The sequence below is a fragment of the Bradyrhizobium sp. UFLA05-89 genome (assembly GCF_059803475.1).
Genome location: NZ_JBANBA010000013.1, coordinates 61,572 through 80,995 on the forward strand (window position 1 = coordinate 61,572; position 19,424 = coordinate 80,995).

15 protein-coding genes are annotated in these 19,424 nt (G+C 63.8%); 10 read left to right on the forward strand and 5 right to left on the reverse strand.

The annotated features are described in order from the left end of the window. The first annotated feature begins 16 nt into the window (after window positions 1–16). On the forward strand, window positions 17–1,972 hold the full coding sequence (locus SO139_RS09755; RefSeq protein ID WP_449382284.1) for a M48 family metalloprotease: 1,956 nt from the start codon (window positions 17–19) through the stop codon (window positions 1,970–1,972). 213 nt (window positions 1,973–2,185) lie between these two features. On the opposite strand, the gene SO139_RS09760 is transcribed toward SO139_RS09755, so the two are convergent. Continuing rightward, complete coding sequence (locus SO139_RS09760) at window positions 2,186–3,361, reverse strand: patatin-like phospholipase family protein (protein ID WP_474797062.1); 1,176 nt, start codon at window positions 3,359–3,361, stop codon at window positions 2,186–2,188. 280 nt (window positions 3,362–3,641) lie between these two features. On the opposite strand from SO139_RS09760, the gene SO139_RS09765 reads away from it, so the two are divergent. The 4 genes from SO139_RS09765 to SO139_RS09780 all read left to right on the forward strand — a co-directional run bounded on the left by SO139_RS09765 (window position 3,642) and on the right by SO139_RS09780 (window position 9,248). Then, on the forward strand, window positions 3,642–4,418 hold the full coding sequence (locus tag SO139_RS09765; protein WP_449382283.1) for an acetoacetate decarboxylase: 777 nt from the start codon (window positions 3,642–3,644) through the stop codon (window positions 4,416–4,418). Between the two features lie 109 nt (window positions 4,419–4,527). Next, window positions 4,528–5,544 carry a transporter gene (locus SO139_RS09770; RefSeq protein WP_449382282.1) on the forward strand — a complete coding sequence of 339 codons (1,017 nt, stop codon included), beginning with the start codon at window positions 4,528–4,530 and terminating at the stop codon, window positions 5,542–5,544. A gap of 35 nt (window positions 5,545–5,579) precedes the next feature. After that, window positions 5,580–6,974, forward strand: coding sequence for a carbohydrate porin (locus SO139_RS09775; RefSeq protein ID WP_449382281.1), 1,395 nt, complete (start codon window positions 5,580–5,582; stop codon window positions 6,972–6,974). 234 nt (window positions 6,975–7,208) lie between these two features. Next, entirely contained in the window at window positions 7,209–9,248 is a 2,040-nt protein-coding gene (locus tag SO139_RS09780) for a molybdopterin-containing oxidoreductase family protein (RefSeq protein ID WP_449382280.1), read from the forward strand. 94 nt (window positions 9,249–9,342) lie between these two features. Here the strand turns inward: SO139_RS09780 and SO139_RS09785 are convergent, their stop codons facing one another. The 3 genes from SO139_RS09785 to SO139_RS09795 form a co-directional block, all read right to left on the reverse strand. Then, a complete protein-coding gene (locus SO139_RS09785; RefSeq protein ID WP_449382279.1) occupies window positions 9,343–10,626 on the reverse strand; it encodes an MFS transporter in 1,284 nt (427 codons plus the stop codon). A 110-nt stretch (window positions 10,627–10,736) separates the two neighbouring features. Then, entirely contained in the window at window positions 10,737–11,927 is a 1,191-nt protein-coding gene (locus SO139_RS09790; RefSeq protein WP_449382278.1) for an acetyl-CoA C-acyltransferase, read from the reverse strand. 307 nt (window positions 11,928–12,234) lie between these two features. After that, complete coding sequence (locus SO139_RS09795) at window positions 12,235–13,005, reverse strand: enoyl-CoA hydratase (RefSeq protein WP_449382277.1); 771 nt, start codon at window positions 13,003–13,005, stop codon at window positions 12,235–12,237. A 156-nt stretch (window positions 13,006–13,161) separates the two neighbouring features. Between SO139_RS09795 and SO139_RS09800 the strand changes: the two genes are divergently transcribed. Beyond that, window positions 13,162–13,701 carry a PaaI family thioesterase gene (locus tag SO139_RS09800; RefSeq protein WP_449382276.1) on the forward strand — a complete coding sequence of 180 codons (540 nt, stop codon included), beginning with the start codon at window positions 13,162–13,164 and terminating at the stop codon, window positions 13,699–13,701. Between the two features lie 59 nt (window positions 13,702–13,760). Then, window positions 13,761–14,372, forward strand: a complete 612-nt coding sequence (locus SO139_RS09805) for a TetR/AcrR family transcriptional regulator (RefSeq protein WP_449382275.1) — start codon at window positions 13,761–13,763, stop codon at window positions 14,370–14,372. A gap of 144 nt (window positions 14,373–14,516) precedes the next feature. Here the strand turns inward: SO139_RS09805 and SO139_RS09810 are convergent, their stop codons facing one another. Further along, window positions 14,517–15,425: a LysR family transcriptional regulator gene (locus SO139_RS09810; RefSeq protein ID WP_449382274.1), complete on the reverse strand. Its 909-nt coding sequence runs from the start codon at window positions 15,423–15,425 to the stop codon at window positions 14,517–14,519. Between the two features lie 102 nt (window positions 15,426–15,527). Here SO139_RS09810 and SO139_RS09815 point away from each other — a divergent pair, with 102 nt between their 5' ends. The 3 genes from SO139_RS09815 (at window position 15,528) to SO139_RS09825 (ending at window position 19,419) form a co-directional block, all read left to right on the forward strand. Beyond that, on the forward strand, window positions 15,528–17,024 hold the full coding sequence (locus SO139_RS09815; RefSeq protein ID WP_449382273.1) for a CoA-acylating methylmalonate-semialdehyde dehydrogenase: 1,497 nt from the start codon (window positions 15,528–15,530) through the stop codon (window positions 17,022–17,024). Window positions 17,025–17,206: 182 nt separating this feature from the next. Then, on the forward strand, window positions 17,207–18,352 hold the full coding sequence (locus tag SO139_RS09820; RefSeq protein WP_449382296.1) for an isobutyryl-CoA dehydrogenase: 1,146 nt from the start codon (window positions 17,207–17,209) through the stop codon (window positions 18,350–18,352). Continuing rightward, window positions 18,349–19,419: an enoyl-CoA hydratase/isomerase family protein gene (locus SO139_RS09825; RefSeq protein ID WP_449382272.1), complete on the forward strand. Its 1,071-nt coding sequence runs from the start codon at window positions 18,349–18,351 to the stop codon at window positions 19,417–19,419. The genes SO139_RS09820 and SO139_RS09825 overlap by 4 nt, the downstream gene beginning before the upstream one ends. Window positions 19,420–19,424 lie beyond the last annotated feature (5 nt).

Consider the following 19,424-nt stretch of genomic DNA (forward strand, 5'->3'; position numbering starts at 1 on the left):
AATACGGGGATTCGCCATGCCGGTGAACGGGCTCTACGGCCACGTCAGTCGCAATGACGCGCGCTCGCTGTTGCTCTTCGCGGGCTTTGTGCTGGCGTTTCACCTGCTTGCCATGCTGGCGCTGCTGTTGCCGTTGGCCATGCACGATCCGGAGCATGCGCCGCTCTATGGATGGACCGGCTATTTCATCCGCTGGGTGCCGGTCGTCACGATCGTCGGCGCCTTGCTGTTTGCGGTGCAGATGGCATGGCACGTCCGCACCATCAGGCGAAGAACGGAATTTCGCTTCGTGGACGATCAGGACGAGCCGCGGCTCTGCCGTATCGTCGAACCGCTGACGATCGCGGCCGGCCTGCCGACCCCCTATGTCGCCGTCATCGACAGTCCGGCGCTGAACGCGTTTGCCTGCGGCATCCGGCAGAAGGATGCCGTGCTGGTCTTCACCAAGGGCCTGATCGACGCACTTGACGACGATGAGCTCGCGGCGGTCGCTGCGCATGAAATCATGCACGTGGTCAACGGAGACATCCGGCTGATCGCGGCTACGAACGTCTGCCTCGATACGCTGAGCCTGTTGCAGCCTCGCAGCAATTGGATGCAGGCCAACCGGATCTCGCAGGCTCTCGCACTGCCGGTTTTGGCTCTGGTATTTCCGATAATGGTTGTGCTCATTCTCATCTTCTGGTTCCTGCACCGTCTGGCGCATGACGGAAGTCACCTCGTGCGGCTGCTGATAGCGTCGGCACGCGAATTCATCGCCGATGCAGAAGCCGTCCGGCTGACCCAGAATCCTGCCGCGCTCGTCTCGGCGCTGCAACGCATCGAGGGGCGCAGTGCAATACCGGGCCTCGCGGCCGGCCAGGACGCCATGATGATCGATGGCGCGCACAAGGGAGCTTTCGCCACGCATCCCACGATCGCCGAGCGGATCGCGGCGATCGTCTCCGTCACAGGTTCGATGGCCCTGATCGCGCCTGCGCGGCGCGACACAAGGCCGCAGGAAATTCGTGCCGCGGCCAGCTTCGGTCGCAGGTCGGCATCCGCTTTCGACGTCACGGGTCTGCGCGGTTCACTGCGCGAGGCCAGTCTCGCGACCTCGCCGGCATCATTCGATGCCAATTTCAATCGGCTCGGGCTGACGCGCGAGATGACGGTTGGCGCAGTCGCCGCGATCTGCCTGTTTCTGTGGGCCCACAGCGCCGACCTCACCAGGCCCTCCGCGCTCGTGCGGGCCCTCGACCCCGGGTCGCTGCGAACCTTTTTCGCGGCGGTAGGCGAGGGGGCGCGTTGCCAGAGACAGGGAATCGGCGGGGCCTTGGGGCTCAGGAGTGCGCCGCCGGCTGGATGCGACCAGGAAGCGATCGAGAACATGCTCGCGGCCCGCAGTTCCGATGCCGGCATTCTCGTAACGCTGATGAAGAAATTGCAGCCGGATATCCCCTTTGGCCCCCAGGAGAGCGGGGTCAAGAGACGGCCGAACGGCACGTTCAGCAATGTTCCGACCGCGGATGAGCAGATCGCCGAAGTCCGGCGGGCACGGTGCTTTCAGACCGACAGCTATACGGTTGGCGATCGTGGCCTCCATTACGTCACGGAGGTGCCAAAGGCCGGCGAAACGATCTCGCTGCCGCGCTATCTGGATGTGAGCGTCTCGACCGCCCGACTCGTGAACGGAGCGTCGTCTCCTGCCGGCCGGGATGCCATGATCCTGCAATATTTCAAGAATCGAAAAAGTATGGGCGAGGTCATTCATCGCTTCTTCGGCGAACCTGGTCTGATGGTTGCAACAACGGCGTATGCCAACTCGGACCACCAGGCCGCCATCGCCGTCTTGCGCCAGCGCCTGGCCGATCCCGGCTTCGGATCCGCGCTGACGCCTTTGGAGCGGGCGGAAATCGAGGTGCTCGCCAGCGACCCGCTGGACTTCGTGTCGTGCACCGCCCGTCGCGGACGCCCAGGCAAGGACGCTTGATGTGGAAGTGGGGCCCTAGGGCAAGAGCGTCATGCGCAATGCCCTATGATGCCATAATACCCCTGATTTGCCCGACGTGTCACTTGATTTCGTAAAATACGAAAGTCGTCCCCGCCGGCCGTCGGCTACTGTGCATGGGGTTGTTTTCACACTTTTGGTCGGAGCGTCCCCGAAGGGGGCGCGCTCCTGCACGCGCGAAGGCAGTTTCAGGCCTTACGCGCTCTCCGTCTCCCGGTGCACGTCGTGGACGACGAGACCCATGCCTTCCTCGGGCATCTTGATCCAGTCGCGGCGCTTCAGCGTGCGCTTGGTGTCCTCGTAGCCGCTCGTCCAGTGCTCGCGCATCGAGGTACCTGAGAATTCGTGGTCCTTGGCGTCGCCCTCATAGGCCTTCTGCTGATAGATCAAATGCAGGATCGCGATCTCGGGCATGTTACGCAGGTTCGCCTTGAGCTTGCGCTCATCCTCGGACAATTGCTCGTCGGGAAGCTTCGCCAGCGCCTTGTAGAGCATGGCCTTCAGATTGTGCGTCCGGCGATAGACGTCGGTGTTGTGGCGCGTGCGCGAGGAATACATGATGTCCTTGTGGCGGGCCATCACGTCCTGGATCGAGCGCGGCAGCACGCCGCGCGCGCTGAACAGGTCGACCTGGAACACCAGCGAGTTGAGATCGTCTTCCTGGTCGAGCAGGTGCTGGAGCGGCGTGTTGGAGACGATGCCGCCGTCCCAGAAATGATCGGTGCCGATCCTGACCATGGGCAGCGCCGGCGGCAGCGCGCCGGAGGCCATGATGTGCTCGGGCTCGATCTCGTCGTGGGCATTGTCGAAATAGATGAAGTTGCCGGACAGCACGTTCACGGCGCCGACCGCGAAGCGGATCCTTTTTTCGTTGATCAGGTCGAAGTCGACGAGCTCGCGCAGGCTGTCGCGCAAAGGCGTCGTGTCGTAATAGCTGGTCGCCGTCCTGGCGCCGACCGGGCTGAACCAGGGATTGACCTGGTGCGGAGTGAAGAAGCCGGGCTGCCCCATCGCCGAGGTCATCCACGCGCTGGTGAGGTTGCGCCACTGGCGGAAGACGTCGCCATCCGGTGTGTAGTGCCAGATCTTGCGGTTGGTGATGCGCTCCCAGAAAATGCGGAGCTGATCGAGCCGCTTCTCCGGCTTGTTGCCCGCGATGATGGCGGAGTTGATCGCGCCGATCGAGACGCCACAGACCCAGTCCGGCTCGATGCCGGCCTCGTGCAGCGCCTGATAGACGCCAGCCTGATAGGCGCCGAGCGCGCCGCCGCCTTGCAGCACCAGCGCGACGCGATCGCAGCGCTCGGGCCGCCAGCCCCGCGAGGCAGGCTGATGTGTCTGATAAGTCGGTTGCGACGTGCGGGCGTCCATGGCGCTGTCTCCTGGCAAGCATGATCCGGAAAAGTGCGCAGCGGTCTTCCGACAAGATCATGCTTGAACAACAAGCAATTGCGCCCGGCAGTGACGGCGTGATGACAGTTGCGGTGCCGATGCGTCGTGGGCATGCAGGTCAGTCGCGCCTGACATGACAGGAGGGTCACGCGCCTGACGGAAATCCATCACACCGCAGTCAATGACGACGGCTAGCAATTCGCGTTAGGCTTGTAGCTGCCAGGCGGACATCACATTAGCGTCACACAGGAGATCAGCGATGCGCAGGGAAGACGTTCTGAGACTCCCGTCCATGCCGGCCGCCGGACCCAGCTATCCCGCCGGTCCGTATAGCTTCATCAACCGCGAATTTCTCGTCATCACCTACGAGACCGATCCGGATCTGATCCGCGGTGGCCTGCCTGAGCCGCTGGAGCCGATCGACCAGCCGATCGTGCATTATGAGTGGATCAGGATGCCGGATTCCTCCGGCTTCGGCAGCTACACCGAGTCCGGCCTGGTGATCCCGGCGCGCCTGCATGGCGAAGAGGTCAACTTCGTCTCGCAGATGTATCTCGACGACGATCCGCCGATCGCCGCGGGCCGCGAAATCTGGGGCTTTCCCAAGAAGTACGCCCATCCCAAGCTCGAGATCGTCAAGGACACGCTGACCGGCACGCTGGAATATGCCGGTCAGCTCGTCGCCATGGGCACGATGGGTTACAAGCACGAGAGCATGGCCGGCAACGGCGATCTCACCCGTGCGACACTGTCGAAGACGCAAATCAATCTGAAGATGATCCCGGGCGTCGATGGCCATCTTGAGGTCTGCCAGCTCGTCGCGATCAACCTCACCGACATCGTTCCGAAGGGCTCCTGGATGGGGCCCGGTCGGCTGCACCTCGTGCCCCACGTCAATGCGCCGGTTGCGGACTTCCCGGTCCGACGCGTGGTCGGCGCGCATCACTACATCGCCGACCTGACCCTGCCGTTCGGCCGCGTCGTGCATGATTATGTCAAGGAAGCCGCGGCCGCGACGGGTCTCGCGGCGGAGTAGGGCGGCCCATCATCAAGCTGTAACACACACGTATTTGAGTACCCGCGGGTCCCGGCGGGCGGCATTGGCCAGCCGGGAGAAATCACATCGTTTGACCGTGGGGTTGGCCATGGCTGAGCCGGCAAAGATCGTCAGCGCGTTCTCGGATGCCGCATCCGCTATTCCGGGATTGGTATGGGCCTTTCGCCTCCACGGCGACGGCAGCGCGGAGGCTCTGCCGATCGACAAACCGATCGAGTTCACGCATGACGGCCGCCTCTGGCTGCATTTCAATCTGACTGATGCGCGGTCGCGGCCCTGGGTCGCCGAGTCCAGCCTGCCGCAGCTTGCGCGCGATCTGCTCCTGTCCAAGGACACGTTTCAGCAGCTCCATGTCATCGATGACTGCGTCTACGGCGTGTTTTCCGACCTCGTGCGCGACATCGAGAGCCCGACCGAGGAAACTGCGTTCCTGCGCTTTGCGATGACGGAGCGGCTTCTTGTCAGCGGCCGCCATCAGGCGCTGTGTTCGGCGGACGCGGCGCGGCGGGTGCTGGAGGGCGGCTACCGCGTCGAGAATGTCGCGGCGCTTCTGGAGAAGATCGTCGACGAGGTCGCCGACACCATGGACCGCATGGCCGACAAGATCGGCCAGGACATCGACGGCATCGAGGAGCGTATCGCCGCCGATGAGGCCAAGCCGGAGATGCGCCGCAGCCTGAGCCGGCTTCGTCGCACCTGCGTCCGGCTGCATCGGCAGCTCACGGGCCTGCGCATCCTGTTTCACCGCCTCGACCTGAAGAGCCCGGAGAATATCCCGCCGGGTCTACGGCTTCACGCCGCCAAGCTCGCTCAGCGCCTCGATGGCCTTGACCACGACATCGTCGAGCTGCGTGAGCGCAGCCGTCTCCTCGAGGAAGAGCTGCACTTCAAGACCGAGGAGGAGAGCAACCGCCATCTCCACACCCTGTCCATCGTGACGACGCTGCTGCTGCCGCCGACGCTGATCACCGGCGTGTTCGGCATGAACACGAAGGGGTTGCCGCTCACCGACGTCGAGACGGGGTTTCTTTACGCCATGGGCCTGATGGCTGCGTCGGTCGGTCTTGCCTACGTCTTCATGCGGCGCATGGGCATTTTCAAATAGGGCGCCCAGCCGGTATCAGCCATATGTGCAGAGTCATGCCTCCGCTGCGAAGTCGGGTCGCAATCGTGGTGGCGTGTCTTGCCAGCGCGCTGGCAAGCACGGGCGCGCTCGCCGGTGCCAAGGATGAGACCGTGGCCGAATGGTTGACGCCAAAATGGTTCAACGACTGGCACGATGGGCTCGCCAACAAGGGCCTGAATTTCGGCCTCACTTATATCGGCGACAACATCGGCAATGTGTCCGGAGGCGTCGCGCGGGGCGCCATCCATTTCGGTCGCTTCGATTTCTCTGTTGACGCCGACCTCGACAAGCTCGTCGGCTGGACGGGTGGCCGCTTCTACGCCAACGCCTTCGAGATCTACGGGCGCGGGCTGACGCGCAACTACATCTACAATCTCGCCACCATCAGCGAGATCGAGGCGCTGCCCGACACCAGGCTTTACAACGCCTATTTCGAGCAGAGCCTTTTCGATGGCAGGTTGAACATCAGGGCCGGCCAGCAGGCCGCGGACGTCGAATTCTTTGACAGCGAGACCGACGACCTCTTCATCAACGGCACCTTCGGCTGGCCGGCTATCAAGGCCACCAACCTGCCGGCCGGCGGGCCGGCGCCGCCGATCGCGGTGCCCGGGATTCGCGTCAAGGCCGCGGTTTCGGACAACGTCACCGTCTTCGGTGCCGTGTTCAATGGCAATCCGGCGCGGCCCGGCGACGGCGATCCGCAGTTGCGTGACAATCACGGCCTGGCGTTTCGCGTCAATGATCCGTCATGGGTCATCGGGCAGGTTCACTTCGACTATCGTCTCGATGTCGGTGGAAACTCGCTCGCCGGCAATTTCACGCCCGGAGGCTGGTATCATTTCGGCGATTTCGACAGTCAGCGCTTAACAGCCGAGGGCCTTTCTATCGCCGATCCTACCGGAAGCGGCATTCCGGCAAAGCTGCGCGGCAATTATGGAATCTACGCGGTCGTAGAGCAGGCGCTCTGGCGGCCGCCAGGCGTGACCGAGAAGACGGTTTCGGCGTCGCTGCCGGGTGTCACCGCGTTCGGCCGGATCGCCTACAGCCCGCCGGACCGCAACCTGATCGACCTCTATCTCGACGGCGGCGTCGGCTTCGTCGGCTTTACCCCCGGCCGTCCCCTCGACCGGTTCGGAATCGGGATGGCCTATATGCGGATTTCGGGCTCTGCCCGTAGCCTCGATGTCGACACCCAGTTTTTCAACGGCATCCAGAGCCCCGTTCGCAGCAATGAGACCCTGCTCGAGGTGATCTACGAGGCGCACATCAAGCCGGGCTGGCTGCTCGCGCCCTATTTCCAATACGTGTGGCGGCCGTCCGGTGGCATCCCGAATCCGAACGATCCGAGCGGTCTCTCGCGTATCGGCGATGCCGCGGTGTTCGGGCTGACCACGACGATCAAGTACTAGGCCTGGCAGCGCCGACGTTCCTGCATGCTCTCACGCGGGTGGCCGGCTATGGCTTCGGCTGCCGCGGGAAGCCGGCTTGGGGGCTGCCGGCCCATGCCGCTTCTGATAGGATGAGTCTACAGCATGATGTGAAGCGGTTTTCCGAAAAGATCATGCTCAAACAATAACCTAAAGCGCGATGACGATTCATGCCTACCTCATCGCGCTTTAGAGCAGGACCAGGAGGATCCGGTGATGTCGGCTGTCGATTCGAAGACTGTCCGCACCATGTGTCCGATGAATTGTCATCCGACTTTCTGCGGAATGCTGGTCGAGGTCGAGAGCGGCCGGCTCAAGACGCTGAGCGGAGACAAGGATAATCCCGACAGTTCCGGGTTTCTCTGCGTGCGCGGCCGCGCCACGAGTGAGATATTCGGCAATTCGAAACGTCTTCTTTATCCGCAGATTCGCGATGACCGCGGTACAGACACTTGGCGCCGCGTCAGTTGGGACGAGGCGCTGGATTTCATGGCGAAGCGGATGCGGTCAGTCGGACCCGAGGCGGTCGGCCTGTGGGCAGGCCATGGCGGCTTCACTGCGGGCGGCGCCATAACAGTCCAGTTGATGCAGCGGTTCGCGAATATGTACGGATGTCAGAATTGGCATCCCGCAATGATCTGCTGGGGCCTTGGCGGGTTTGGCGTTGGCCTGTCCGGCGCACTCAAGGTCAATACCAAGGAGGACATGGCCGAGAACTCGAACATGATCGTCCTTTGGGGCTCAAACATTTCGAGCCAGCCCAATACGGCCCGCCATATCGTCGCGGCGCGGCGTCGCGGTGCCAAAGTTGTCACCATCGATGTGAGAAGAACGGAAGCCGCGGCGCAATCGGATGAGGTTCTCCTGATCCGACCCGGGTCGGACGCCGCCCTCGCACTGGCCGTCATGCACGTCATCGTGACGGAAAAGCTCCATGACCCCGCGTTTGTCGGAGCCCACACCGTTGGATTTGAGGAGCTCTCGTCACACGTGCTGCCCTTCACCCCCGCATGGGCAGCAGGAGAAACGGGTCTTGAGGAAGGCCAAATAGTTGCGTTCGCCAGAGCATACGCTTCCACGCGTCCCGCCATGATCCTGCTCGGCGGCAGTTCCATGCACAAGAGTACCAACGGTTGGCACGCAGCGCGTGCGATCAGCTGCCTGCCGGCTTTGACCGGCCAATTTGGGGTCCCGGGCGGCGGTCTTGGGCCACGTCACGGCGCCCAGAGCGCGAGCCTGCGCCATCTGAGCGCGGGTCTGACGCGCCCGCCGGGCAACTACATTCCGAACCAGATGCCCGACATTGCAAAGGCCTTGTCCAATGGGCAGCTCAAGGTTCTGCTGCTCCTGGGCACGAACATGCTGTCATCTTTCGCCGATGCCGGAGAAATCTCACGCGGCCTCGACAACACAGAGATGATCGTCTGCGTCGATCTGTTCATGAACGAGACCGCGCGGCGCTACGCGGATGTCGTGTTGCCGGGAACCGCCTGGCTTGAGGAATTGGGATTCAAGGTGACGAACACGCATCTCTATTTGATGGAGCGTGCGCTTGATCGCGAGGGAGAGGCCCGTCCGATCCACGAAATCCTGAGATCTCTGGCGACGTCTCTGGGGGTCGTCGACTTCTTTCCGTGGGCGTCGATAGAAGAGGTGATCGATCTGCTCCTGAATGATCCGACGACCGGCCACGCGACGGTCGCTTCCCTGCGCGCTGCGGGTGGCATTGTGCCTCTGCAAGTACCCGCAATCGCCTATGCTGAGCGAAAGTTTGATTCGCCGTCCGGCAAGATCGAACTCTACTCATCACAAGCAGCAATGCTCGGACTGCCGGCACTTCCGGTGCACGAGGTTAGCCAAAGTTCACGCTATCCGCTGGCGTTGAGCTTCGGAAGAACGCTTACACATTTCCATTCGTTCTACGACGAGGGCAAAGCGCTTTCGTCCCTGGCAAAGCACAACGTCGCTCCGCAGCTGTGGATATCTCCGGCGGATGCAGAGGCGCGCCAGCTCGCCAACGGCGATGCGATCAGGATCTTCAACGACCGGGGTGAGTTTGCGGCAAAGGCCTGCATCACCAGCGACGTACAGCCGGGTGTGGTCTGGATGCGCGATGGATGGGTGGGCCTGAATCATCTGACATCCGGAGAAGCGGTTCTCGCCGGAGACGCCCTCAGTCTTTTTCCATTTTCCGTTGGGCAGGCGGATTACAGCGCCAGAGTGGAGGTAGCGCCAAATCGGGCTGTTGGATCCTAGGTCTCGCGTCTCTCTCCCGCGACCATGAGCGATGCCCTCTTTCGCGCTGTCATCCCTGCATGGGCCACTTTCGACAGCGCGGCATGGCGGCCCTTTACGCCACCACGGGCTTTGGATGCCGCGCGAGCGCCAGCACGATCAGCGCGGCGAACACGCAGAGTGCGCCGGCGATGAAGAAGGCGGGCAGGTAGCTCGCCAGCAGCGTCCGCGACAGGCCGGCGCCGAAGGCGGCGGTGCCGGCACCGAGCTGGTGGCCGGCAAAAATCCAGCCGAACACCAGATTGGCGCGCTCGGGGCCGAATTTTTGCGCGGTCAAACGCACCGTCGGCGGCACGGTGGCGATCCAGTCGAGGCCGTAGAACATCGCAAACAGCGACAGGCCGTAGAAGGAGAAGTCGCTGAACGGCAGGAACACCAGTGAGAGCCCGCGCAGGCCGTAATACCAGAACAGCAGCCAGCGATTGTCGTAGCGGTCGGACAGCCAGCCGGACATGATGGTGCCGAAGAAGTCGAAGATGCCCATCGCAGCTAACAGGCCCGCCGCCTGCACCTGCGGGATGCCGAAATCCAGGCACATCGGGATCAGGTGGACCTGGACGAGGCCGTTGGTCGAGGCGCCGCAGACGAAGAAGGTCGCAAACAGGATCCAGAATGCGCTGGACGTCGAGACATCGCGCAGCGTGCCGAGTGCAACAGCCGTGATCGGCGCGTGGCTGACCGGCGGCGTGGGCAGTGGTTCGCTGCCCTCGTCGCCGAACGGGCGCAGGCCCACATCGCTCGGGCGGTCGCGCATCACGAGCGCCACGGCGGTGGCGGAGACGCCGAGCATTACGCAGACGAAGCTGAGCGCAAGGCGCCAGCCGAAGCGTTCGGTGAGGCTCGCAAGCAGAGGCAGGAACACGAGTTGCCCGGTGGCAACGCTCGCGGTCATGATGCCGACCACGAGGCCGCGCCGCGCGGCGAACCAGCGCGTGGCGATAGTGGCACCGAGCACCAGCGCGGTCATGCCAGTGCCGATGCCGATCACGACGCCCCACAGCAGCATGAGCTGCCAGACCTGTGTCATCGCGAGCGAAGCCACCAGCGCCGAGACGACGATGAGCTGCGCCGTCAGTGTCACGTTGCGCAGGCCGTAGCGGTTGAGGAGGGCGGCCGCGAACGGCGCCATCAGGCCGAACAGGATGAAGCGGATCGAGAGCGCGGAGGAAATCTCCGCGGTGCTCCAGCCGAATTCCTTTTGCAGGGGCACGATGAACACGCCGGGCGCGCCGACGGTGCCGGCGCTGATCAGCGCGGCGAGGAAGGTCACGCCGACCATCACCCAGCCGTAGTGGATGTTACGGCGGCCAAGTGCTGCCGCGAGCCAGTTCGAAATCATTGGGCCCCCACGTCGGTTAGAAATCTGCGTGGTCTGTTTTCAGTCTGGCATCTTGCCACGGATCAGGCGCGGCTAAAATGCCAGACTTCCCTCAATTTCGGACATTGTGCCTAGCGCACAAAACGTTCCACCGCGATCGCGGTGGCTTCGCCGCCACCGATGCACAGCGCCGCGACGCCGCGCTTCAGATTCTGCGCCTCCAGCGCATGCAACAGCGTCACGATCAGCCGCGCGCCGGTGGCGCCGATGGGATGGCCGAGCGCGCAGGCGCCACCATTGACGTTGAGCTTCTCCCTGGGAATGCCGAGATCGCGCTGCGCGGCCATGGCGACAACGGCAAACGCCTCGTTGATCTCGAAGAGGTCGACGTCATCGACGCCCCAGCCGATCTTGTCCAGCAGCTTGCGGATCGCCGGGATCGGCGCCGTGGTGAACCATTGCGGCTCCTGGCTGTGGGTGGCGTGGCCCTTGATCTCGGCCAGCACCGACAAGCCGTTGCGATCGGCAAGCGCGCGCCTTGTCAGCACGAGCGCGGCCGCGCCGTCGGCATTGGCGGAGGAGGCCGCCGGCGTAATGGTACCGTTGGCGCGGAACGCCGGCTTCAATCCGGGGATTTTCGCCGGATCGACCTTCAGCGGATGCTCGTCATTGGCGATGACGCGAGGACCGGCTTTCTCGCTGAGCGTAATCGGTGCGATCTCGGCCTTGAACGCGCCGCTCTCCACCGCCTTGCGCGCGCGGCTCAGCGTCTCCATTGCAAAGGCGTCCTGATCCCTGCGTGTGAATTGATAGGCTTCCGCGGTGGCCTCGCCAAAGTCGCCCATCGAGCGGCCGGTCTCGTAGGCGTCCTCCAGTCCGTCCATCATCATGTGGTCGATGATGCGGTCATGGCCGGCGCGGTAGCCGCCGCGCGCCTTCGCCAGGAGATAAGGCGCATTGCTCATGCTCTCCATGCCGCCGGAGACGACGATGTCGGCCGAGCCCGCGCGGATGATGTCGTGGGCGAGCATGGTCGCCTTCATGCCGGACCCGCAGACCTTGTTGACGGTGGTCGCGCCGGTGGCATCGGGCAGGCCCGCAGCACGCGCCGCCTGGCGGGCCGGCGCCTGGCCCTGGCCGGCGGGCAGCACGCAGCCCATGAAGACCTCGTCGACCTTCTCGGGCGCCAGCTTGGCGCGTTCCAGTGCCGCGGAGATCACGTGCGAGCCGAGCTTGTGCGCAGCGAGCGGCGACAGCTCGCCCATGAAGCGGCCGAGCGGGGTGCGGGCGGCGGAGACGATGACGACGGGATCGGCGGCCATGGCGGGCTCCCTAGGATGACGTTGTAAGATTACGATCATCATATGATGCGCCGCAAAAAATGCAACCGTGCCAGTCATGACAAATTATCGTGTGTGGGATGAGATTTTTAGCCTTCGTCGTGCGGCCGCGCCACAAACAACGCCGTCATCACCGGCGAAAGCGAAAGCGGGTGATCCACTATTCCAGAGGCAGCGCAAGGATATTGGAGAGGCCGCGGCGTACTGGATGCCCCGCTGGAGCCTGTCATCGGGCTCGCCGAAGGCGAGACCCGGTGGCGGGGCATGACATCACCGAGGGGGAGGCGACTTACCGCTTCCGATTCACGAATTCCCGCATTAGTCGCGTCGGCTCATCCGTCAGGAAGGACTCGCCGAACGCCTTGACGCTGAGATTGACCGACTCGGTCAGCGGCAATTCCTCCCATTGCCGCAGCAGCGCCTTCTGCGATCGCAGCGCTTCGGGGCCGCAGGCGAGCAGCGCCTTCACCGTGTGCTCGACCGCATCGTCGAGTCCGCCCTCCGGAGCGACCTTGTCGACAAGGCCCCAGGCCAGCGCCGTCGGCGCATCGATATTCTCCGCCGTCATCACCAGCCAGCGCGCACGGCCCCAGCCGACCAGGCGCGGCAACAGCGCCGCATGGATCACGGAGGGGATGCCCACGCGGACCTCTGGCATGCCGAAATGCGCATCATGCGCGGCGATCCGGAAATCGCAGGCCGCCGCGACCTCGAGCCCGCCGCCGAGACACCAACCCGGCATCCTCGCAATGATAGGGGCAGGGAAGTTGCGTACGGTTTCGCAGAGATCGCGCAGGCGGCAGATGAACGCCTCGGCAGACGCTTGGTCGAGCTTCGCCATCTCCTTGATGTCGGCGCCCCCGATCAGGCTCTTCTCGCTCTGGCCGCGCAGCACCAGCACGCGGATGCTGCGGTCGGCGGCGAGGCGCTGCAAGCCGTCACGCATGGCATCAGTAACGGGTGAGCTCAAGATGTTGAGCGAGCCGGCATTGCAGATCGTGACGTGGACGACGCCGCGCACATCGCGCGTCACGCCGCAGTGGGCATTGAGCATTTCCATCGTGGGAACTCGAACGTTGGTGGACACGAGTGCGGGGCGCACGGGTCAGCGTCACTTCCGGTCCGAACGCAGGGCTTGTCAAGCGCTGGCGAGATCGAGTTGCCAAGGACGAAATCCGCCCTATAGTATGATGTATGTCATATAAAAGAGGCGGTCGTGAGTGCGTCCGATACGTTCGAGCTGTTTTCGCCTGCGCTGCGGCGCGAGCGGGTGGTGGGCTGGCAGGCGCCGAGGCCGGTCGCCAAGGCTGCGATGGGATTATCCGGGATCGAAGTCATGGAGGGGATCCGCGACGGCCGGCTGCCCGGTCCGCCGCTCGCGATGCTGATCGGCTTCATCATGACGGTGGTCGAGCCGGGCCGGATCGTCATGGAACTGGAGCCGCGGGAAGACCTCGAAAACACCATCGGGCTTTTGCATGGGGCCACCGCCGCCGCGCTGCTCGATACCGCCATGGGTTGCGCGATCACGACCAGGCTGGAAGCCGGCCAGGGCTCGGTCACCCTCGATCTGAAGCTGACATTCCTGCGCCCGCTCTCGGTACGCTCGGGACTGATCTCGGCGGAAGGCAGGGTGATCAAGCTCGGACGTCAGACCAGCTACACCGAAGGCTTCGTCCGCAATGGCAAGGGCGACCTTGCGGTGCACGCAACCGCGACCTTTGCAATGATCGGCAATAACCTGACAGCGAATTAATGCTCCATTTTCGCAAGTGGCGTGTTATTAGATGATTTCCGACATCCAATGAGACCAGCATGCGCTATTCCAGGGAACACAAGCAGGAAACCCACGACCGCATCGTGAGGAAGGCCTCCGTGCGGCTGCGCGAGAAGGGGGCCCACGGCATCGGCGTCGCCGACCTCATGAAGGAGGCGGGCCTGACCCATGGCGGATTCTATGCGCATTTCGATTCCCGCGAGGCGCTGGTGATCGAGGCCTTTGCCTATGCCATGGATCGCTCGATGGACCACTGGCGCAAGATGACCGGCGAGGTCGCTCCCGAGAAGCGGCTGCCGCTGATCGCGGAGAGCTATCTCTCCGCGCTGCACCGCGATGATCCCGGCCATGGCTGCTCGATCCCAGCCCTCGGCGCCGAGATCGCCCGCGAGAGCCCGAAGACACGCAAAGCCTTTGCCGGCAAGCTCGACGAGATGATCGAAATGCTGGCCGATCACGTCACCGGCGTGCCTCGAAGGGCCGCGCGCAAGCAGGCGATCGCGACGCTTGCGACGATGGCCGGCACCATGCTGCTGGCGCGGATTGCCGGCTCGAGCGAGCTGTCCGACGAGGTGCTGAAGGTCGGCAAGGATACCGCGCTCGACAACGCGCGTCGTGAACCGGCGGCCAGGAAGCCGAAGCAGAACTAGGCGGGATGCCGGTGGGCAAAGGCGCGTCAGCGCCGTGCCCACAGCTTCTGTCCCCCCGGCGAGAAATGAGGTGGGCACGCTTCCGCCTTCGCTCTTCGAGCTACGGCGGACAAGTCGCTTTGCCTACCCTACGAGATCCCCAATTCACCGTCCCGCAAACAGCGCCCGCTCGCGCTCCACGATCTCACAGATGTAATCGGCGACCGCGCGGATCCGCGCGAGGTCCTTGCTGTCGGCATGCATCAGCATCCAGAAGGTGCGGGTGATCGAGATCTCCGCAGGCAGCACCGGCCTGAGCTGCGGATAATCGGCCGCCATGAAATGCGGCAGCACGGCGATGCCGAAACCTGCAAGCGTGGCGTTGAGCTGCGCGATCAGATTGGCGCTGCGGAAACGTGCCGAAATCTTCGGCGACACCTGCGGCAGATAATCGAGCTCCGCCGTGAACAGCAGCTCTTCGATGTAGCCGACGAAGCGATGCTGTAGCAGAGCTTCGCGCGAGGTGATCTCCGGGAAGCGATCGAGATAGGCGGGGGCGGCATAGAGCCCGAGGCGGTAGTCGAGCAGCTTGCGGCCGACGATGCGGCCTTCCTTCGGCATGGTCAGGCTGATCGCGATGTCGGCCTCGCGCTTGGAGAGGCTGAAAAGCCGAGCCGTAGCCACAAGTTGCAGATCGAGATCGGGATACCGGTCCGCGAACGGCGCGAGCCGCGGCGCGAGGAAGGCGGTGCCGAACCCGTCGGGCGCGCCGATCCGCACGGTACCGGTCAGCCGCGCCAGCGATCCGCCGACCTGCTCCTGGTTGGCGACGATGGTCGATTCCATCGCCTCCGCGCTGTCGGCGACGCGCTGGCCGGCCTCGGTGAGCAGGTAGCCCGTCTTCCGCCGGTCGAACAGTTTTGCCGAGAGATGCTTCTCCAGCCGGTCGACCCGACGGATCACGGTCGCATGATCCACGCCGAGCTGTTTTGCCGCAGCCGACACCGAGCCGCCCCGTACGATGGCCAGCACGAAGCGGAAGTCGTCCCAATCGATCGCGCCTTGATCCAGCATTTTCGCACATCTATGGTGCATTATCTCAGACTTGAATCCTATAAAATGCAGGTCAATAGGATTTGTCAAAGCGATCAGGCTCGGTCTCAGGGAGATATTTCCATGCGCGCAATCGGACATTTCATCGGTGGCAAGGAGGTCAAGGGCACCTCGGGCCGCACCGCGGACGTCTTCGAGCCGATGACCGGTGACGTCCAGGCCAGGGTGGCGCTGGCGTCGAAAGCGGAAGTCCGTGCAGCCGTCGAGAATGCCCGCGCTGCGCAGCCGGAATGGGCCGCGACCAATCCGCAGCGTCGTGCCCGCGTGATGATGAAATTCGTTGAACTGGTGCAGCGCGATTACGACAAGCTCGCCGAGCTTCTGGCGCGCGAGCACGGCAAGACCGTGCCCGACGCCAAGGGCGACATCCAGCGCGGCCTCGAGGTCGCCGAGTTCGCCTGCGGCATTCCGCACCTGATGAAGGGTGAATACACCGAAGGCGCCGGGCCCGGGATCGACATTTACTCGCTGCGCCAGCCGCTCGGCGTCGTCGCCGGCATCACGCCATTCAACTTCCCGGCGATGATCCCGATGTGGAAATTCGCGCCCGCGATCGCCTGCGGCAACGCGTTTATCCTCAAGCCCTCCGAGCGCGATCCCGGCGTGCCGATGCGGCTCGCCGAGTTGATGATGGAAGCGGGGCTGCCGGCCGGTATCCTCAACGTCGTCAACGGCGACAAGGAAGCGGTCGATGCGATCCTCGACGATCCCGATATCAAGGCGATCGGCTTCGTCGGCTCGACGCCTATCGCGCAATATATCTACGAGCGCGCAGCCCAGACCGGCAAGCGCTGCCAGTGCTTTGGCGGCGCCAAGAATCACGCCATCGTGATGCCCGATGCCGACATGGACCAAACGGTTGATGCGTTGATCGGTGCCGGCTACGGCTCCGCCGGCGAGCGTTGCATGGCTGTCTCGGTAGCCGTTCCCGTCGGCAAGACCACTGCCGACCGTCTGATGGAGAAGCTGATCCCGCGGGTCGAGTCGCTCAAGATCGGCACCTCGATCGATCCGTCAGCCGATTACGGTCCGCTGGTGACGCGCGAGGCTGTCGAGAAGGTGAAGAGCTACATCGACATCGGCATCAAGGAAGGCGCGACGCTTGCGGTCGACGGCCGCGGCTTCAAGATGCAGGGCTACGAGAAGGGTTTTTATCTCGGCGGCTCGCTGTTCGACAACGTCACCAAGGACATGCGGATCTACAAGGAAGAGATTTTTGGCCCCGTGCTCTCGGTGGTGCGCGCGCACGACTATAACGAGGCGCTTGCCCTGCCGTCGGATCATGACTACGGCAACGGCGTTGCGATCTTCACCCGTGACGGCGATGCCGCGCGTGACTTCGCGGCCAAGGTGAACGTCGGCATGGTCGGCATCAACGTGCCGATTCCGGTGCCGATCGCCTATTACACCTTTGGCGGCTGGAAGAAATCGGGCTTTGGCGATCTCAACCAGCACGGCCCGGATTCGATCCGCTTCTACACCAAGACCAAGACGGTGACCTCGCGCTGGCCGTCCGGCGTCAAGGAGGGCGCGGAGTTCTCGATCCCGCTGATGAAGTAGTGCGACTGGCGTGAGCTCCGGCGGCATCGGGAAATCACCTCTCCCTTTGGGAGAGGTCGGCGCGAAGCGCCGGGTGAGGGGTTACGGTCTCTCGTTGGAGCAGCACCCCCTCACCCGATTTGCTGCGCAAATCGACCTCTCCCCGGAGGGGAGAGGTGACCCTAGCCGGCGGGGGCATTGAGATGCAGTTCGCTCTGAACGAGGATCAGGTCGCGGTTCGCGACATGGCGTTGGCGTTTGCGGCGGAGCAGATCGCGCCGCATGCGCTGCGCTGGGACGAGGAGAAGCATTTCCCCGTCGACGTGATGCGCGAGGCCGCAAAGCTAGGCATGGGCGGCATCTACATCCGCGACGACGTCGGCGGCTCCGCCATGACACGGTTCGATGCGGCGCTGATCTTCGAGGCGCTCGCGACGGGCTGTCCGACTACTTCGGCGTTCATCTCCATCCACAACATGGCGTCCTGGATGATCGATGCCTTCGGCAGCGACACCCAGCGCCAGAGGTGGCTGCCAAAGCTCTGCACCATGGAGCTGATCGCAAGCTACTGCCTGACCGAGCCGGGCGCAGGCTCCGATGCGGCGGCGCTCCGCACCCGCGCGGAGCGCGACGGCGATCACTACGTTCTCAATGGCCAAAAGCAGTTCATCTCGGGCGCCGGCGGCACCGACGTGCTCGTTGCGATGGTGCGGACCGGCGGCGACGGTCCGGGCGGCATTTCGACGCTGGTCATCGACGGCAAGACGCCGGGCGTCTCCTTTGGCGCCAACGAGCGCAAGATGGGCTGGAACGCGCAGCCGACCCGCGCCGTGACGTTCGAGAACGCGCGGGTGCCCGTGGAGAACCGGCTGGGCGAGGAGGGCATCGGCTTCAAGATCGCGATGGCCGGCCTCGACGGCGGCCGCCTCAACATCACGGCGTGCTCGCTCGGTGGCGCGCAGGCCGCACTCGACAAGGCGCGCGCCTACATGAAGGAACGCAAGGCGTTTGGAAAACGTCTCGACGAATTTCAGGCGCTGCAATTCCGCCTTGCCGACATGGCTATCGAGCTCGAGGCCGCCCGCACGCTCCTGTGGCGTGCTGCGGCGGCGCTCGACCGGAAAGACCCTGATGCCACCATGCTCTGCGCCATGGCAAAGCGGTTCGGCACGGATGTCGGTTTCGAGGTCGCCAACCATGCGCTCCAGCTTCACGGCGGCTACGGTTACCTCAGCGAATACGGCATCGAGAAGATCGTGCGCGATTTGCGCGTGCACCAGATCCTCGAAGGCACCAACGAGATCATGCGGCTGATCGTGGCGCGCAAGCTGATCGAGGGTGCGCGATGACGGTTGCGGTGGAAGAGGGCGATCTGATCGCGCGTGTCGAAGGTTCGGCTGGCGTGATCCGGCTCAACCGTCCCAAGGCGATCAACGCGGTGACGTTGGAGATGTTTCGCGACATCGACAAGGCGCTGGACCGTTTCGAGTCCGATCCGGCCGTCGGCGTGATTCTGCTGGAGGGCGCCGGCGAGCGCGGCCTATGCGCCGGCGGAGACATCCGCGCGCTCTGGGAGAGTTCGAAGGTCGATGGCGATCTCGGAAAAATCCTGTGGCGCGAGGAGTACATCCTCAACGCACGGATCAAGAAGTTTTCAAAGCCGTACGTCGCCTTCATGGACGGCATCGTGATGGGCGGCGGTGTCGGCCTCTCCGCGCATGCGAGCCATCGCGTCGTCACCGATCGCACCAAGCTGGCGATGCCCGAGGTCGGCCTCGGCTTCTTCCCCGATGTCGGCGGCACCTACCTGTTGTCGCACGCGCCGGGTGAGATTGGCACGTTTTTCGGCCTGACCGGCCAGACCATGAACGGGCCGGATGCGGTCTACGCGAAGTTTGCCGATGCTGTCGTGCCCGCCGCGAAGCTGCCGGAGCTGCGCGAGGCGCTCACGAAGGCTCGTCCGGGCGTAACCGCGGCTGAGGTGAGCAAGCTCATTGGCAACTTTGCAACCGACGAGACCGCAGGGCCCGTAGCCGCAAAGCAGGCGACGATTGATGCACTGTTCGCCTTCGATCGCATGGAAGACGTCGTCGCTGCACTCAAGGGCGACGGCTCGGATTTCGCGCGGTCCACGCTCGCGACACTCGGCGAGAAATCGCCGCGCGGCATGGTGGTGACGCTGAAGCTGTTGCGGCTAGCGCGCAAGGTGTCGACGTTGGAAGAATGCCTCGTCCGCGAATACCGGGCCGCGCTCGAAGTGTTCCGCAGCGATGATTTCCGCGAGGGCGTGCGTGCCGCTGTGATCGACAAGGACCGCAATCCAAAATGGTCACCGCCGCGGATTGAGAATGTCACGCCTGACATGGTCGCGCCGTACTTCGCCGAGATCGGCACCGACGAACTGAAATTCAATTAACAACG

Excerpts from the sequence above, each read along its gene's own strand:
- SO139_RS09755 (WP_449382284.1), top strand. The coding sequence starts at position 17 with ATGCCGGTGAACGGGCTCTACGGCCACGTCAGTCGCAATGACGCGCGC.
- SO139_RS09760 (WP_474797062.1), bottom strand. The coding sequence starts at position 3,361 with ATGGACGCCCGCACGTCGCAACCGACTTATCAGACACATCAGCCTGCC.
- SO139_RS09765 (WP_449382283.1), top strand. The coding sequence starts at position 3,642 with ATGCGCAGGGAAGACGTTCTGAGACTCCCGTCCATGCCGGCCGCCGGA.
- SO139_RS09770 (WP_449382282.1), top strand. The coding sequence starts at position 4,528 with ATGGCTGAGCCGGCAAAGATCGTCAGCGCGTTCTCGGATGCCGCATCC.
- SO139_RS09775 (WP_449382281.1), top strand. The coding sequence starts at position 5,580 with ATGCCTCCGCTGCGAAGTCGGGTCGCAATCGTGGTGGCGTGTCTTGCC.
- SO139_RS09780 (WP_449382280.1), top strand. The coding sequence starts at position 7,209 with ATGTCGGCTGTCGATTCGAAGACTGTCCGCACCATGTGTCCGATGAAT.
- SO139_RS09785 (WP_449382279.1), bottom strand. The coding sequence starts at position 10,626 with ATGATTTCGAACTGGCTCGCGGCAGCACTTGGCCGCCGTAACATCCAC.
- SO139_RS09790 (WP_449382278.1), bottom strand. The coding sequence starts at position 11,927 with ATGGCCGCCGATCCCGTCGTCATCGTCTCCGCCGCCCGCACCCCGCTC.
- SO139_RS09795 (WP_449382277.1), bottom strand. The coding sequence starts at position 13,005 with ATGGAAATGCTCAATGCCCACTGCGGCGTGACGCGCGATGTGCGCGGC.
- SO139_RS09805 (WP_449382275.1), top strand. The coding sequence starts at position 13,761 with ATGCGCTATTCCAGGGAACACAAGCAGGAAACCCACGACCGCATCGTG.
- SO139_RS09810 (WP_449382274.1), bottom strand. The coding sequence starts at position 15,425 with ATGCTGGATCAAGGCGCGATCGATTGGGACGACTTCCGCTTCGTGCTG.
- SO139_RS09815 (WP_449382273.1), top strand. The coding sequence starts at position 15,528 with ATGCGCGCAATCGGACATTTCATCGGTGGCAAGGAGGTCAAGGGCACC.
- SO139_RS09820 (WP_449382296.1), top strand. The coding sequence starts at position 17,207 with ATGCAGTTCGCTCTGAACGAGGATCAGGTCGCGGTTCGCGACATGGCG.
- SO139_RS09825 (WP_449382272.1), top strand. The coding sequence starts at position 18,349 with ATGACGGTTGCGGTGGAAGAGGGCGATCTGATCGCGCGTGTCGAAGGT.